Source organism: Streptomyces antarcticus (assembly GCF_026627255.1).
Classification (GTDB): Bacteria; Actinomycetota; Actinomycetes; order Streptomycetales; family Streptomycetaceae; genus Streptomyces; species Streptomyces antarcticus.
Genome location: NZ_JAPNLM010000006.1, coordinates 42,963 through 57,806, shown reverse-complemented (window position 1 = coordinate 57,806; position 14,844 = coordinate 42,963). Strand labels below are relative to the sequence as shown.

General features: G+C 75.1%; 12 protein-coding genes. 9 read left to right on the top strand and 3 right to left on the bottom strand.

Annotated elements, in window-relative coordinates:
• Positions 1–92: 92 nt before the first annotated feature.
• From OTB16_RS11860 to OTB16_RS11850, 3 genes are all read left to right on the top strand, one after another.
• On the top strand, positions 93–1,544 hold the full coding sequence (locus OTB16_RS11860; RefSeq protein ID WP_267720067.1) for an MbnB/TglH/ChrH family RiPP precursor modification enzyme: 1,452 nt from the start codon (positions 93–95) through the stop codon (positions 1,542–1,544).
• Complete coding sequence (locus OTB16_RS11855) at positions 1,541–2,638, top strand: TIGR04222 domain-containing membrane protein (protein ID WP_267720066.1); 1,098 nt, start codon at positions 1,541–1,543, stop codon at positions 2,636–2,638. Before OTB16_RS11860 ends, OTB16_RS11855 begins: the two co-directional genes overlap by 4 nt.
• Before the next feature lie 147 nt (positions 2,639–2,785).
• Positions 2,786–4,456 (top strand): alpha/beta fold hydrolase, encoded by a 1,671-nt coding sequence (locus OTB16_RS11850; RefSeq protein WP_267720065.1) that lies wholly within the window; start codon positions 2,786–2,788, stop codon positions 4,454–4,456.
• Between the two features lie 108 nt (positions 4,457–4,564).
• On the opposite strand, the gene hemQ is transcribed toward OTB16_RS11850, so the two are convergent.
• Positions 4,565–5,278, bottom strand: a complete 714-nt coding sequence (hemQ, locus tag OTB16_RS11845) for a hydrogen peroxide-dependent heme synthase (RefSeq protein WP_267720064.1) — start codon at positions 5,276–5,278, stop codon at positions 4,565–4,567.
• A gap of 23 nt (positions 5,279–5,301) precedes the next feature.
• Positions 5,302–6,756: a protoporphyrinogen oxidase gene (gene hemG / locus OTB16_RS11840; RefSeq protein ID WP_267720253.1), complete on the bottom strand. Its 1,455-nt coding sequence runs from the start codon at positions 6,754–6,756 to the stop codon at positions 5,302–5,304.
• Between the two features lie 154 nt (positions 6,757–6,910).
• Between hemG and OTB16_RS11835 the strand changes: the two genes are divergently transcribed.
• Positions 6,911–8,026 carry a DUF4349 domain-containing protein gene (locus OTB16_RS11835; protein ID WP_420717678.1) on the top strand — a complete coding sequence of 372 codons (1,116 nt, stop codon included), beginning with the start codon at positions 6,911–6,913 and terminating at the stop codon, positions 8,024–8,026.
• 87 nt (positions 8,027–8,113) lie between these two features.
• On the top strand, positions 8,114–9,496 hold the full coding sequence (locus OTB16_RS11830) for an FAD-dependent oxidoreductase (protein WP_267720061.1): 1,383 nt from the start codon (positions 8,114–8,116) through the stop codon (positions 9,494–9,496).
• Between the two features lie 124 nt (positions 9,497–9,620).
• Here the strand turns inward: OTB16_RS11830 and hemE are convergent, their stop codons facing one another.
• Positions 9,621–10,724: a uroporphyrinogen decarboxylase gene (hemE, locus tag OTB16_RS11825; RefSeq protein ID WP_383906408.1), complete on the bottom strand. Its 1,104-nt coding sequence runs from the start codon at positions 10,722–10,724 to the stop codon at positions 9,621–9,623.
• 91 nt (positions 10,725–10,815) lie between these two features.
• Between hemE and OTB16_RS11820 the strand changes: the two genes are divergently transcribed.
• The 4 genes from OTB16_RS11820 (at position 10,816) to OTB16_RS11805 (ending at position 14,814) form a co-directional block, all read left to right on the top strand.
• Positions 10,816–11,472 (top strand): DUF3000 domain-containing protein, encoded by a 657-nt coding sequence (locus OTB16_RS11820; protein ID WP_267720059.1) that lies wholly within the window; start codon positions 10,816–10,818, stop codon positions 11,470–11,472.
• 344 nt (positions 11,473–11,816) lie between these two features.
• On the top strand, positions 11,817–12,479 hold the full coding sequence (locus OTB16_RS11815) for a response regulator transcription factor (RefSeq protein ID WP_267720058.1): 663 nt from the start codon (positions 11,817–11,819) through the stop codon (positions 12,477–12,479).
• Between the two features lie 145 nt (positions 12,480–12,624).
• Positions 12,625–13,941, top strand: a complete 1,317-nt coding sequence (locus OTB16_RS11810) for a ribonuclease D (RefSeq protein ID WP_267720057.1) — start codon at positions 12,625–12,627, stop codon at positions 13,939–13,941.
• 129 nt (positions 13,942–14,070) lie between these two features.
• Entirely contained in the window at positions 14,071–14,814 is a 744-nt protein-coding gene (locus OTB16_RS11805) for a ferritin-like domain-containing protein (protein WP_267720056.1), read from the top strand.
• Positions 14,815–14,844 lie beyond the last annotated feature (30 nt).

Here is a 14,844-nt window from a genome sequence, read left to right as displayed (position 1 = left end):
AAATGTTGCTCTGAACGTCCCCCTACGCGATTGGCGTGACCCTGCCGGGGCGATGACACCGGCACAAGGTTCGATGAGAGGGGCGGGGGAACATGGAGCCCATGGCACATCTGGGGGTCGGCATCGGCTGGCGGCCGGAGATCTCGGACGCCGTCGAGCGCCTGCCCGGCCTGGACTGGGTCGAGGTCGTGGCCGAGAACATCTGCCCGGGCCACCTGCCCGACGCGCTGGTGCGGCTGCGCGAGCGCGGCGTGCGCGTCGTACCGCACGGGGTCTCCCTGGGGCTGGGCGGCGCGGACCGCCCCGACCCGGAGAAGCTGGCGGCGCTCGCCGAGCGGGCGGTGGCGCTGGGGGCGCCGCTGGTCACCGAGCACATCGCGTACGTACGCACCTCCTCGCCCGCGCTGGAGGCCGGCCACCTGCTGCCGGTGCCGCGCACCCGGGACGCGCTGGACGTGCTGTGCGAGAACGTACGGATCGCGCAGGACGCGCTGCCCGTGCCGCTGGCGCTGGAGAACATCGCGGCGCTGATCTCCTGGCCGGACGAGGAGATGACGGAGGGCCGGTTCCTGTCGGAACTGGTCCGGCGGACCGGTGTCCGGCTGCTCGTCGACGTCGCCAACCTGCACACGAACCGGGTCAACCGGGGCGAGGACCCGGCGGCCGTACTGGACTCGATCCCGCTGGAGGCGCTGGCGTACGTGCACGTCGCGGGCGGGGTGGAGCGCGGCGGTGTCTGGCACGACACGCACGCGCACCCGGTGCCGCCGGTGGTGCTGGACCTGCTGGCCGCGCTGCGCTCCCGGGTGGATCCGCCGGGCGTCCTGCTGGAACGGGACGACGACTTCCCGCCGGAGGCGGAGCTGGCCGGGGAACTGACCGCGATCCGCACGGTGCTGACGGCCTCCGGCCCGGACTCCGCGCCGTCGCGCGGACGGGCGCCCTTCGCGCCGGCGGCCGCCCGGTCGGCCGCGCCGGTTCCGGTGCCGACCGCCCCGACGGCGGCGCTCACGACCGCGACCGTGGCCGGATCCGTGGCCGGATCCGTGGCCGGGCAGGTGCACGTGTCCGGGGCCGCCGCCGCGGGCCACGGTCCCGTGCCCGCCCCGGTCGGCGAGGCCGGCGAGGCCGGCGAGGCCGCCCGGACGCGCGTCGGGCTCCGGCAGGCGGCCCTGCTGTCGGCGCTGGTGGCCGCGACGCCCGTGCCCGAGGGGTTCGACCGGCAGCGCGTCCGCGTGCAGGCCCGCGCGCTGACCGCCAAGCGGGCCGGGGTGGTGGCCAGGCTGGCCCCCGAGCTGCCCGGGATCCTCGGCGGCGACGGACCGTACCGCGAGGCGTTCTCCGCGTACGCCGGGGGCCGCCCCATGACCGGCGGGTACCGCCGGGACGCCCTGGACTTCGCCGAGCACCTCCTCATCCGGGACCTGCCCGCGGACCCGGCCGCCCGCCGCCGGCTCACCGCCTGGTGGCGGGACCGGGCCGGGGTACGACCGCCGCGCCGCGTCGTGCGCTGGGCCCGCGCCCTGGTGGGGAGAGCCGCATGAACCTCCTCGCCCTGGCGGTCTGGCTCGGCGTGAGCGCCTCCACCGTCTTGCTCTTCCTCGGCCTGCGCCGCTCCCGGCCCCCGGCCCCCGGACCGGGTTCCGGCCTCCACGACCTGTCCGAGGCCGCGTTCCTGTCGGGCGGGCCGGGCGGCGTGGTGGACACCGCGCTCGTCTCCCTCCTCGTGGACGGCCGGCTGGTGGTCGGCGGCCCGGGCATCGTCCACGTACGGCCCGGGGCGCGGGCCGCCGACACCGCCGAGCGCGCCGTGCTCCAGGCGCACCAAGGCGCCGCCTCGGGATGGCTCTACCAGGTCCGGTACGCCGCCATGCTCGACCCCGCCGTGCAGGAGACCGGTGACGCGCTGGCCGCCCGCGGGCTGCTGTCCCCGCCCGGCTCCGGCCGGACCTGGCGGCGCTGGGCGCTGGTCCAGACCGTGGTCTGCGTGGTGCTGATCCCGGTGTCGCTGCCGCTGACCTTCCTCGCGTACGCCCTGGGGTCCGGCCCGGCGGTGCCGTTCGCCGTGAAGGTGGTGCCCGCGCTGTTCGGCGGGATCGTCGCGGCCCGGATCGCCGCCGGCCGAGCCCGGAGCCGGCTGACCCCGGCGGGCGGGCGGACGCTGCGCGAGTTGCGCCGCTCGTACGCGAACGACCCAACCCCCCACGTGCGGACCGCGCTGTTCGGGCTGCGGGGTCTGCGGGACCCGTTCCTGCGGCAGCAGCTGGTGCCCGCGGCGCGCGGCACCCGGCTGGCAGCGGCCCAGGTGCGCGGCCGCCGCACCGGCCACCGCTTCCCCGACCACGGGTCGTCCGCCGACGTCCTGCCGGTGCTCTGGTGCGCCGGGAGCGGCGGAGGGGGCGGCGGCGGATCGGGCGGCTGCTCCGGCGGCGGCGGATCGGGCGGCTGCTCCGGCGGCGGCGCGGGCTGCTCCTCGGGCTCCGGCTGCGGTTCCTCGGGCGGCAGCGGCGGCGGAAGCGGCGGCAGTTGCGGCAGCAGCGGTTCCAGCTGTTCGAGCGGCTCCGGTTCCGGTTCTTCCAGCAGCTCAGGTTCCAGTTGCGGCAGTTCCTCCGGATCCAGCTGCTCCAGCAGTTCCTGACTGTCCGTCACGACGGGCCGCGGGTACGGCAACCGGGGGCGGATCGCGCGGCAACGGGACCATGGAGTCCGACACCCGCCGCCGGTCCTTTACAGGAGCGCGGTCCGGGCATCTGATCGGCCCATCGGACTATGCGAAGGGGCCGCCGTGCGGACGACGCCCGCCTCCCTGGGAGCCGTCGCGGCGGCGCTCTCCCTCCTCCTGTGCGCCGCCCCGGCATCCCCGGCAGCCCCGCTCGCCCCCGCCGCCCGCCCTGCGCCCGCTCCACCCGGCGGGCGGGCGGCGGCGGAGGACCGCGGAGCCGATCTCGTGGCCCGCCGCGCCGCCGGGGCCGCGGCGGGCCTCGCGTTCCGGCCCTGCCCCGTCGCCGAGGAGCTGCCGGGCCCCGTCCGGTGCGCCGTCGTGCGGGTCCCGCTCGACTACGCCCGCCCCGACGGCCCGCGGATCTCCCTCACCGTCAGCCGGGTCGCCGCCACCGGCTCCGGCGGCGCCGCCCGGCAGGGGGCCCTCGTCCACAACCCCGGCGGTCCGGGCGGCTCCGGCATGTACTTCCCGCTCCTGGCCGAACTGCCGCAGTGGCGGCGGATCGCCGCCGCGTACGACCTCGTCGGCTACGCCCCGCGCGGCGTCGGCCGCTCCGCCCCGCTGTCGTGCCGGGACCCCGCCGCCGGGGCCGGGGGCCCCACCCAGGTCCCCGTCCGGCCCTCCGCCGCGTACAAGGCGGAGCGCCTCGCCGCCGCGCGGGCGTACGCCCGGGGCTGCGCCGAGCGGGCGGGAGCCGCCCTCGCGCACTACACGACCGCGAACAACGTCCGCGACCTGCACGTGCTGCGCGCCGCGCTCGGCGAGCCGAAGCTGACGTTCCTCGGGTCCTCGTACGGCACCTACCTCGGAGCCGTCTACGCCACCCGCTACCCGGGGCACGTCCGCCGCATGGTCTTCGACTCGGCCGTCGATCCGGACCCGGCCCGCGTCTGGTACCGCAACAACCTCGGCCAGGCGCCCGCCTTCGAGCGCCGCTGGCACGACTTCCGCGCCTGGGCGGCCCGCCACCACGACGTCTACGGCCTCGGCGCCACCCCGGAGGCCGTCCGGGCGAGCTACGAGCGCGTCCGCGCCGCGGTGGCCCGTACGCCCGCGGGCGGCGTCGTCGGAACCGGTGAACTCCAGGCCGCGTACCTGCGGGCCGCGTACTACGACGACGTGTGGCCGGACCGCGCGGCGGCCCTGGCGGCCTACCTGCGCGGCGACCCGGGCCCGCTGACCGCGCAGGCCGCCCCGGACCCCTCGGAGGCGGGCGCGGCGGCGGCGGAGAACGCGACGGCCGTCTACACGGCGGTGCTCTGCAACGACGCGCCGTGGCCCGCGAACTGGGCGGTCTGGGACCGCGACAACACCGAGCTGGCGCGTACGGCCCCGTTCGAGACCTGGGCCAACGCCTTCCTGAACCTGCCGTGCGCCTCCTGGCCCGTACGGGACCGGCAGCGGCCCGTCGACGTGGGGGCCCCGCGCCCGGGGCTGCCGCGCACGCTCGTCGTCGCCGCCGAGCGGGACGGGGCCACCCCCTACCGGGGGGCGCTGGAGCTCCAGCGGCGCCTGGGCGCGGAGGCGGCGCTGGTCACGGAGCGGGGCTCGGGCCACCACGGAGTGGTCGGCGGACGCAACGACTGCGTGGACCGTCACGTGGAGCGGTACCTGCTGACAGGTGACACCGCAGGATGGCGTGTCACGTGTGGACCGCATCCGGAGCCCGCACCGGTGTCGCTGGACGGCCGTGCAGCGGGTGCCCGCGGGGCACTGCTGCCGCCTGCCGTCTGAACTTCCGGGCGGGGTCTCCGGCTGCGTCGATTCGGGGGCTGTGCCTCCCGATCCACCGGCAGCGCCTCAGTCAGGGGCGCACGCCGGTCCTTCCCCCCAGGGGAGGTATCAGGCGAGCCCGGCGACCAGATCGGCGACGGACTTGCGGCGCCCGGTGTAGAAGGGCACCTCTTCACGGACGTGCATGCGGGCCTCGGAGGCGCGCAGGTGACGCATGAGGTCGACGATGCGGTACAGCTCGTCGGCCTCGAAGGCCAGCATCCACTCGTAGTCGCCGAGCGAGAAGGAGGCGACGGTGTTGGCGCGCACGTCCGGGTAGCCGCGGGCCATCTTGCCGTGGTCGGCGAGCATGCGGCGGCGGTCCTCGTCGGGCAGCAGGTACCAGTCGTAACTGCGGACGAAGGGGTAGACGCTGATGTAGTCGCGCGCGTCCTCGTCGGCCAGGAAGGCCGGGATGTGCGACTTGTTGAACTCGGCCGGGCGGTGCAGGGCCATATTCGACCACACCGGCTCCAGCGCGCGGCCCAGCTTGGTGCGGCGGAACAGGTTGTAGGCGCCCTGGAGTTCGTCCGCCGTCTCGGCGTGCCACCAGATCATGACGTCGGCGTCGGCGCGCAGGCCGGACACGTCGTAGGTGCCACGGACGGTGATGTCCTTGGCGCCCAGCTGGTCGAAGAGATCCTGGACCTCGTCGGCGTAGCCGGCGCGGTCCTCCGGGAGTACGTCCTTCAGCTTGAAGACGGACCACAGGGTGTAGCGGATGACCTCGTTGAGGTCCTTCGCCTTCTTCCCCGCGTTGGGAATCTTCTCTGGTGCAGTCATGTGTCCATTGTCCCGTGTGCTGATCAGTGGTCGGTGCCAGGGGTGCCGATCGCGGTGGTCACCGCGTCGGCGGCCCTGTGCGCACTGGCGACGCACGCCGCAATGCCCACCCCGTCGTAGAGCGCCCCGCACACCGCGAGGCCGGGCAGGGCCGCGACGGCACCGCGGATCCGGGCGACGCGGGCGAGGTGGCCGACGGGGTACTGGGGCAGGCCGCCGTCCCAGCGGGTGACGGTGGAGGCGACCGGGCGGGCCGCGAGGCCCACGGCCGCGCCGAGGTCGGCGAGCGAGACGCCGACCAGGTCCGCGTCGTCGCGGGCCAGGTCCGCCTCGTCGCCGTGGCGGCCCACGGAGGTGCGCAGCAGGAAGAGTTCGGGGTCGGTCCCGGCCCAGGCCCACTTGTTGCTGGAGAAGGTGGAGGCCTTGATGGTGCGGCCGTCCACGGGCGGGACCAGGAAGCCGCTGGCGCCGCCACCGGTGACGGAGGCCGGCAGCTCGGAGCGGCGGAAGGCCATCGTGACCAGGGCCATCGAGGCGTACTCGACGGAGCGCAGCTCGGCGGCGGCCGCCGGGACATTCCCGTCGAGCAGTCGCGCGGCGGCTCCGGCCGGGGTGGCCAGGATCACGCCGTCGGCCTCGATGGCCTCCGTACCGGCCAGCACCCGCCAGCCCCCGGGGGTGCGGGTCAACTCGCTCACGGGGGTGTCGAGGAGGATCCGCGCCCCGGCCGCGCGGCAGGCGTCGGCCACGGCGAGCGGGAGCCGGCCGATGCCGCCGTCGATGCCGGCGAAGACGGGCCCGGCCGCCTGGGGCTGCTGCGCCGCCCGGCGCTGGAGTTCCCGTACGCCGTCGCCCAGCAGGGCGTGCGTACGGGCGGCCTCGAAGAGCTGGGGAACGGCCGCGCGCATGGAGATGCGGTAGGCGTCGCCCGCGTAGACCCCGCCGAGCAGGGGTTCCACGAGCCGGTCGACGACCTCGCGGCCGAGCCGGGCGGCGACGTACGCGCCGACGGCCACGTCCTCGCCGATCTCGGTGGGCGGCTGCTCGTGCTCGGCCCCGATCCGGGCCAGGCCCTCCGGGGAGAGCACCCCGGACGCGGCGAGGGGGCCCAGGTCGCCGGGGACGCCCATGACGTGCCCGCGCGGCATCGGCCGCAGCTCGCCGCGGGTCCACAGGTAGGCGGTGGCGGTGGCGGGCGCCTGGAGGGCTTCGCCGAGGCCGACGGCGCGGGCGAGTTCGAGGGCTTCGGGGCGGCGGGCGAGCACGGACTCGGCGCCGAGGTCGACGGGCAGGCCGGCGAGCTCGCCGGAGCGCAGCTTGCCGCCGAGCCGCGGTCCGGCCTCCAGCAGGGTGACGCGTACGCCGTCGGCGAGCAGTCGGTGGGCCGCCGCGAGGCCCGCGATGCCGCCGCCGACCACGACGACGTGGCCCGGGGAGCCGGCCGGGGCCCCGGGGCCGCCCGGCCGGTCCGTACGCATGTCCGCTTCGTGCATGGACACATCGTCTCAGACCGATCACCGAGGCCGGACCGTGACCGCATCGGGACCGGCCCGGAACCGCGGAAGTGAAACCCGCGCCGGGACTCTGGACGTCGAACCGGCAACACCAGCCGATCCACGGGGGTTCACCATCATGCATTTCGTGCGCGGACACCGCTCCGCAGCCGCTCTGGCCGCTCTCTCCCTGGCCGGGGCGCTCGCGCTCACCGGCTGCGGGGCCGGCTCCGCCGAGGACAAGTCCGCCGCGCGGCCGGCCGCCGCCGACCGGGCCCCGGCGGCCGGTCCGCAGGACGGCGCGGCGCAGGAGGGCGGGGCGGCCGCGGCCAAGCCGGGTGCCGGGACCGCCGCGCCCTCGGCGGCGGACGCCAAGGCCCAGCCGCAGCCCGCCCCGGTCCGCGCCCACGTGATCCGCACGGCGACGCTGGCCATCGAGACGGCGGAGCCGCAGAAGGCCCTCGCGGCGGCCCGCACGGAGGCGGAGCGGTCGGGCGGGTACGTGGGCAACGAGTCCACGGGGCGCGGCAAGGACGGCCTGATCACCTCGACGGTGACGCTGCGGGTGCCGGGCGAGCGCTTCGACGCCGTGATCGGCTCGCTGGAGGGCGGCGGGAAGCTGCTGAACCGCAAGGTCGAGACACAGGACGTGGGCGAGAAGGTCGCGGACGTCGACAGCCGGGTCAAGTCGCAGCAGGCCAGCGTGGTCCGGGTGCGCGAGATGATGGACCGGGCCTCGGCGCTGAGCGACGTGGTCATGCTGGAGGGCGAGCTGAGCCGGCGCCAGTCCGACCTGGAGTCGCTGCTCGCCCAGCAGGGCGCGCTGAAGGAACGGACCGCGCTGGGCACGATCACCCTCTCCGTGTCCGAACCGGCCCCGAAGATCGCGGAGAAGAAGGAGGAGGACGAGGCGGGCTTCGCCGACGCGCTGCGCGGCGGCTGGGACGTCTTCTCCACCCTGGTGCGGTACCTGGTCCTCGCGATCGGCGCGGTGCTGCCGTTCGCGGTCGCGGCGGCGCTGCTGGCGCTGGCGTTCCGGGTCTACCGCGGGCTGCGGCCCGCGAAGCCGCGCCCGGCGTCCGCCGCCGCGCGGGTCCCCGCGCAGGGTGCCCCCGGGCCCTTGGGCACGCCCGCGCCGCCGGCCGGCGCCCCCGGTGCCGCTCCGTCCCGCGCGAGGGCTTCGTCCCCCGCCGACTCCCCCACCGGGAGCGGCACCGGGAGCGGCACCGGGAGCGGGGCGGACGGACAGGCCTGAGACCGGCCGGGTGGGGGGGAACACGCCTTCGCCCGTAGCGTGTTCCCCCGGACGACGGTGACGGGTGACGGAAGGACGGTACGGGCGATGACGGCGGAACGACTGGTGGTGGTCGGCGGCGACGCGGCGGGGATGTCCGCGGCGTCGCAGGCGCGGCGGCTCAAGGGCCCGGCGGAGCTGGAGATCACCGCCTTCGAACGCGGGCACTTCACCTCGTACTCCGCGTGCGGGATCCCGTACTGGATCGGCGGTCAGGTGGCGGAGCGGGACGACCTGATCGCCCGTACGCCCGAGGAGCACCGGGCCCGCGGCATCGACCTGCGCACCCGGACCGAGGTCGTGGAGCTGGACCTGGCCGGACAGCGGGTCAGGTCCCGCGATCTGGAATCGGGGTCCGAGTCCTGGACGGGCTACGACCAGCTCGTCCTGGCCACCGGCGCCCGCCCGGTCCGGCCGCGGCTGCCCGGCATCGGCGCCCACGGGGTCCACGGCGTGCAGAGCCTGGACGACGGCCAGCGGCTGATGACGACCCTGGAGCGTACGGAGGGCCGCCGCGCGGTCGTCGTCGGCGCGGGCTACATCGGTGTGGAGATGGCGGAGGCCCTGGTCGGCCGCGGGTACGAGGTCACCGTCCTGCACCGGGGCGAGCAGCCGATGGCCACCCTGGATCCGGACATGGGCGGCCTGGTGCACCGCGCGATGAACGGCATGGGCATCGTCACGGTCTCCCGCGCCGAGGTGACGAAGATCCTGACCGACGGGGAGAACCGGGTCCGCGCGGTGGCGACGGCGGCCGGCGACGAGTACCCGGCGGACGTGGTCGTGCTCGGCATCGGCGTGGAGCCCCGCACCGCCCTGGCCCGGGCGGCCGGGCTGCCTCTCGGACTGTCGGGCGGCCTGCTCACGGACCTGTCGATGCGGGTCCGCGGCCACGGGAACATCTGGTCGGGCGGGGACTGCGTGGAGGTCCTCGACCTGGTCTCGGGCCGCACCCGGCACATTCCGCTGGGCACGCACGCCAACAAGCACGGCCAGGTCATCGGGTCGGGCGTGGGCGGCGGCTACGCCACCTTCCCCGGGGTGGTCGGCACGGCGGTGAGCAAGGTCTGCGACCTGGAGATCGCCCGTACGGGGCTGCGCGAGAAGGACGCCCTGGACGTGGGCCTGCGCTTCGTCACCGCGACGATCACCTCCACCAACACGGCGGGCTACTACCCGGGCGCGACGGAGATGACGGTGAAGATGATGGCCGAGCGCCGCACGGGCCGGCTCCTCGGCGTGCAGATCGTCGGCGGCGCGGGCGCGGCCAAGCGGGTGGACGTCGCGGCGGTCGCCCTCACGGCGGGCATGACGGTGGACCGGATGGTCTCGCTGGACCTGGGCTACGCCCCGCCGTTCTCCCCGGTCTGGGACCCGGTCCTGGTGGCGGCCCGCAAGGCCGTCTCGGCGGTGCGCGCGGCCGGGGTGTAGCGGATCCCGTCCGGCGGCGCCGCCGCCGGACCCGCGGGACGGGCCGGACGCGCGGGACGCCGGTCCGTGCCGTGTCGTGCACGGCGCGGTACCGGCGTCCGGGTCGTCTCCGGTGCCGTCCGGCTCAGCGGGCGGTCCTGGTGTGGACGTGGTCCACCAGGCGGGTCAGGGCATCCGGGTCGGTCGTCGGGAGGACGCCGTGCCCGAGGTTGAAGATGTGGCCCTCCAGGCCGGCGGCCGCCGCGAGGACCTCGTCCGTCTTGGCCTCGACCGCCTCCGGGGTGGAGAAGAGCACGGCGGGGTCCAGGTTGCCCTGGAGCGCCTTGCCCGGGCCGATCCGGCGGACGGCCTCGTCCATCGGGATCCGCCAGTCGACGCCCATGACGTCCGCGCCGGCCTCGCCCATCAGGCCCAGCAGCTCGCCCGTGCCCACGCCGAAGTGGATGCGCGGGACGCCGTACGACGCGACGGACTCGAAGACCTTCGCCGAGGCCGGCATCACGGAGCGGCGGTAGTCGGCCGGGGCGAGCGCGCCGACCCAGGAGTCGAAGAGCTGGACGGCGGAGACGCCCGCCTCGATCTGGACCTTCAGGAAGGCCGAGGTGATCTCCGCGAGGCGGTCCAGCAGGTCCGCCCACAGCTGCGGGTCCCCGTACATGAGGGCCTTGGTGTGCTCGTGGTTGCGGGACGGGCCGCCCTCCACGAGGTAGCTCGCGAGGGTGAAGGGCGCGCCCGCGAATCCGATCAGCGGGGTGGAGCCCAGTTCACCCGTGAGCATGCCGATCGCCTCGGTGACGTACGAGACGTCCTCCGGGGTGAGGTCGCGCAGCTGTGCGAGGTCCTCGCGGCGGCGGATCGGCCGGGCGACGACCGGGCCGACGCCCGGCTTGATGTCCAGGTCGATGCCGATGGCCTTCAGCGGGACCACGATGTCGGAGAAGAAGATCGCCGCGTCCACGTTGTGGCGGCGTACCGGCTGCAGCGTGATCTCGGTGACCATGTCGGGCCGCATGCAGGACTCGAGCATCTGGGTGCCCTCGCGCAGCTTGCGGTACTCCGGCAGTGAGCGCCCCGCCTGCCGCATGAACCACACCGGGGTGTGGGGCACCGGCTCCCGTCGGCACGCCTTCATGAAGGCGGAATCGTACGTCTGACTCGGCTGGCCCGTGGACGGGGTCTCCCCAGCTCGGGCGGAGCCTCGAGCGAGGGGAAGGTCGTTGGCACTCACGCCCCGAATCCTCGCACGTATGAAGAAGTGCCCGGCCCGGTGCGGGTGTCCCTGCGCCGTACGGGCGCTCGTTCCGCCTAGTCTTCCCCGCATGGCTGCGGCTCAGGGACGATTTTCAGATGGCGCTGACGGTACGGACAGCGCGAAGGAGAGCTCCGTCCCGCTCCCGTTCCGGCGGGCGGTCGACGGCTTGAAGAAGGCGCGGCTGCGTGCGGGGATCGAGATCGAACCCACGAAACCGCCCCAGAGACTGGCACCGTACGCGTACGCGCTGGAAGCGACGGTCGTCGACGGCGAGGACGATCTGGCGGACGGCCGGCTCATCCTGCTCCATGATCCGTCCGGGCACGACGCCTGGCACGGAACGTTCCGCCTGGTGACGCTGGTACGGGCGGAGCTGGAACCGGAGATGGCCGCCGACCCGCTCCTCCCCGAGGTGTGCTGGTCCTGGCTGACCGGGGCGCTCGACGCGCGCGGGCTGACGTACGGGGAGCCGAGCGGCACCGTCACGATGGCGAGCTCGCACTACTTCGGCGGGCTCTCGGAGCGGCGGCCGGCGACCCAGATCGAGATCCGGGCCTCGTGGACGCCCCGCGAGGGGGTGGGCGGGGTGCCGGACACCTCGGCGCACCTGTCGGCCTGGTGCGAGCTGCTGTGCCAGATCGCGGGGCTGCCGCCGGTGGGTCCGACGGACACGGTCACCGGTGTGGTCTCCCTGCCACAGCGGCGCGGTCCGCACCACCCGTAGCCGAGGGGCCGTACGGCGGTCCGCGCAGGGCCGCGTACCGGCCCGTGCCCGGCGCCCGGACCGGGCCGGCGCGGGCCCCGCGCGGAGCGGGCGGAACGGCACGCGGCCTCGCACGGCCGCTCGAAGCCCGGAACCGAGTGTCGCAACCGGGCTTCCGTTGTGGGCTTCTGATCACCCGATGATCGATCGTGCGTCCGAATTGCCCGAATTGTTACTCACCAAATCGTGATCATTCCCTAAAGCCGGGCGGGTGACGTGCCGAAGGAGTCAGTGACCATCCGCACGGTTCGCACCGGCTTCCTTCCCCGAGCCGGCCCGTCCCGCCACTCCCCCAGGAGGCCTAGGTGTCCGTTCTTCTCGAGCAGCCCGCAAGCCTGGTCGCCTACCGCCCGAACAAGCCGACGGCCATGGTCGTCGTGGCCGACCCGCGCGTGCGTTCCACCGTGACCCGCCATCTGTGGGCCCTCGGAGTTCGTGACGTGATCGAGGCTTCGTCCATCGCGGAGGCCCGCCCCCGCGTCGCCAGCCCGCGCGACATCTGCGTGGCCGACGTACACCTTCCCGACGGTTCCGGTCTCACCCTGCTGTCCGAGACCCGCGCCGCCGGCTGGCCCAACGGCCTGGCCCTGTCCGCCGCCGATGACATCGGCGCCGTCCGCAACGCCCTCGCGGGCGGAGTGAAGGGCTACGTCGTCACCGGTACCCGGACGAACATCGGGCTCCCCACCCGGCCCGGCGCCGCCCCCATCGGCGCTGCCGCCGCCCGCATGCACCGCCGCCCCCCGGGTGCCCCGAGCCACCCGGGCGGCTACCGAGAGCTCTCCGGCCGCGAGGTCGAGGTCCTGCGCCTCGTCGCGGAGGGCCAGTCCAACAAGGCCATCGGCGTATCGATGGGCCTGTCCGCCCTGACCGTCAAGTCCCACCTCGCCCGGATCGCCCGCAAGCTGGGCACCGGCGACCGGGCCGGGATGGTCGCCGTCGCCCTGCGGACCGGAATCATCCACTGATCCCGCCCGGAGGCTCCCGGGCGAACTCCAGCGGTGGCTGGGGGTGCCCCCGGGGGAACCCGGGGAGCCGTCCGTTCTTACCCCCGCGCCCGTCGCCGGAACGTTCCGGCGACGGGCGCGTCACATCCACCGATACCCTTGACCGGTGACCGACGCCCAAGAGACCGCAGCAGACGTGCGCACCACCACCGGGGGCGGCCCCCCGGACGAACGAGCTCCGTCCGATGGGCCGCCGATCCCCCTGCTCGAACCCCGCGAGGGAATCCCGCCGGTCGTCGCCGACGCGGAGGCCCTCGCCCGTGTGGTCGCGGCCTTCGCCGCGGGCACCGGCCCCGTCGCCGTGGACGCCGAGCGCGCCTCCGGCTACCGCTACGGACAGCGCGCCTACCTGGTGCAGCTGCGCCGCGAGGGGGCCGGCTCCGCACTGATCGACCCGGTGGGCTGCCCCGACCTGTCCGCCCTCGGCGACGCCCTGTCCGGCACCGAGTGGATCCTGCACGCCGCCACCCAGGACCTGCCGTGCCTGCGGGAAATAGGCATGGTGCCCACTTCCCTGTTCGACACCGAGCTGGCCGGCCGCCTCGCCGGCTTCCCCCGGGTGGGGCTAGGCGCGATGGTCGAGGGCGTGCTCGGCTACGCACTGGAGAAGGGCCACTCCGCCGTCGACTGGTCCACCCGCCCGCTCCCGGAGCCGTGGCTGCGCTACGCCGCCCTGGACGTCGAGCTGCTCGTGGACCTGCGGGACGCCCTGGAGAAGGAGCTGGACCGGCAGGGCAAGCTGGAGTGGGCCCACCAGGAGTTCGACGCCATCGCCGCCGCTCCGCCCGCCCCGCCGCGCAAGGACCCGTGGCGGCGTACGTCCGGCATGCACAAGGTGCGCCGGCGCCGGCAGATGGCGGTCGTACGGGAGCTGTGGGAGTCCCGGGACCGGATCGCGCAGCGCCGTGACGTGTCGCCGGGCAAGGTGCTCGGCGACGGCGCGATCATCGAGGCCGCCCTCGGCCTGCCCGCGAACGTGCAGGCCTTGTCGGTACTGCCCGGGTTCGGGCAGCGGATGGGCCGGCGCCAGCTGGACCAGTGGATGGCCGCCGTGGACAGGGCGAAGGCCCTGCCCGAGAGCGAGCTCCCGCAGCCGGGTGCGAGCCTGGCCGGTCCGCCGCCGCCGCGCTCCTGGGCGGACAAGGACCCCGAGGCCGCGGCCCGCCTGTCAGCGGCCCGCACCGCCGTCTCGGCGCTCGCGGAGGGGCTGAACCTGCCCCAGGAGAACCTGATCTCCCCGGACACGGTCCGCCGGCTGTGCTGGGAGCCGCCGGCGCTTCTCGACCCGGACGCGGTCGCGGAGGCCCTCGCGGGCCACGGCGCCCGCCCGTGGCAGATCGAGCAGGTGACCCCGGCGCTCGTCACGGCCCTGGCCGCGACGGACGACGCGCCGGAACCCGATCAGCCCAGCGACACGATCTGATCCGCACCGCGGTCTGATCCGGTCCGATCCGTGCCACCGAAAGCCCCCGGCCACCGGCCGGGGGCTTTGTTACGCGCTCATGACACCCGGAACCTTTTGAACACGCTCAACAATGAGTAGGTTCTGAACATGATCAAAACTGGGTACGGGGACTGGATCGCGGACTTCGGAGCCGAGCGGGAGCGCCGCGCGGCGCTGGGGGACCCCGACTGGACGCGGGGCGCCCGTCTCGCCCCGGCGGTCGTGCGGTCCGTCCAGAAGTTCCAGGTGGGTGAGGACGGTGACGGATCGGCGCTGATCGGCAAGGCGGAGCGCGCGGGCGACGCCGGCTACACGGAGGCGGTCCGGCTGTTCGTCGCCGAGGAGCAGAACCACGCGCGGATGCTGGCGCTGCTCCTGGCGGCCGGGGAGGCGCGGACGCTCGAAGGGCACTGGAGCGACGCCGCGTTCGTCCGGCTGCGGCGGCTGATGGGGCTGAAGCAGGAGCTGCTCGTCCTGATGATCGCCGAGGTGGTGGCCCTGCGGTACTACCGCGCGCTGCGGGACGGCACCTCGGACCCGCTGACGACCGAGACCGCCGCCCGGATCCTGGCGGACGAGGAACGGCACGTCCCCTTCCACTGCCGGCGGCTGCGCGAAGGGCTCGCGGGGCTCCCCCGGCCGGTCCGGCGGGCCGTGACGAGCGGGTGGCGGGTGCTCCTCGGCGGCACGGCCGTCCTGGTCTCCGTCGACCACGGGCCGGCGCTGCGCGCGCTGGGCGTCCGGCGCCGCGCGTTCGTGGCGGACGTACACCGCTCCTCGTCCGCCATCGCCTCGGCCATGGCGGACGGGCCCGCGCTGGAACCCGTACCGGCCGAGGTCGCCGGAGTGTGACCTTCGCCGCTCCTCCCGGAGGGGGTGTGC

What these genes read in the sequence shown, in the direction of transcription:
- OTB16_RS11860 (WP_267720067.1), top strand. Translation starts at nt 93, where the DNA reads ATGGAGCCCATGGCACATCTGGGGGTCGGCATCGGCTGGCGGCCGGAG.
- OTB16_RS11855 (WP_267720066.1), top strand. Translation starts at nt 1,541, where the DNA reads ATGAACCTCCTCGCCCTGGCGGTCTGGCTCGGCGTGAGCGCCTCCACC.
- hemQ (WP_267720064.1), bottom strand. Translation starts at nt 5,278, where the DNA reads ATGACTGCACCAGAGAAGATTCCCAACGCGGGGAAGAAGGCGAAGGAC.
- hemG (WP_267720253.1), bottom strand. Translation starts at nt 6,756, where the DNA reads ATGCGTACGGACCGGCCGGGCGGCCCCGGGGCCCCGGCCGGCTCCCCG.
- OTB16_RS11835 (WP_420717678.1), top strand. Translation starts at nt 6,911, where the DNA reads ATGCATTTCGTGCGCGGACACCGCTCCGCAGCCGCTCTGGCCGCTCTC.
- OTB16_RS11830 (WP_267720061.1), top strand. Translation starts at nt 8,114, where the DNA reads ATGACGGCGGAACGACTGGTGGTGGTCGGCGGCGACGCGGCGGGGATG.
- OTB16_RS11820 (WP_267720059.1), top strand. Translation starts at nt 10,816, where the DNA reads ATGGCTGCGGCTCAGGGACGATTTTCAGATGGCGCTGACGGTACGGAC.
- OTB16_RS11805 (WP_267720056.1), top strand. Translation starts at nt 14,071, where the DNA reads ATGATCAAAACTGGGTACGGGGACTGGATCGCGGACTTCGGAGCCGAG.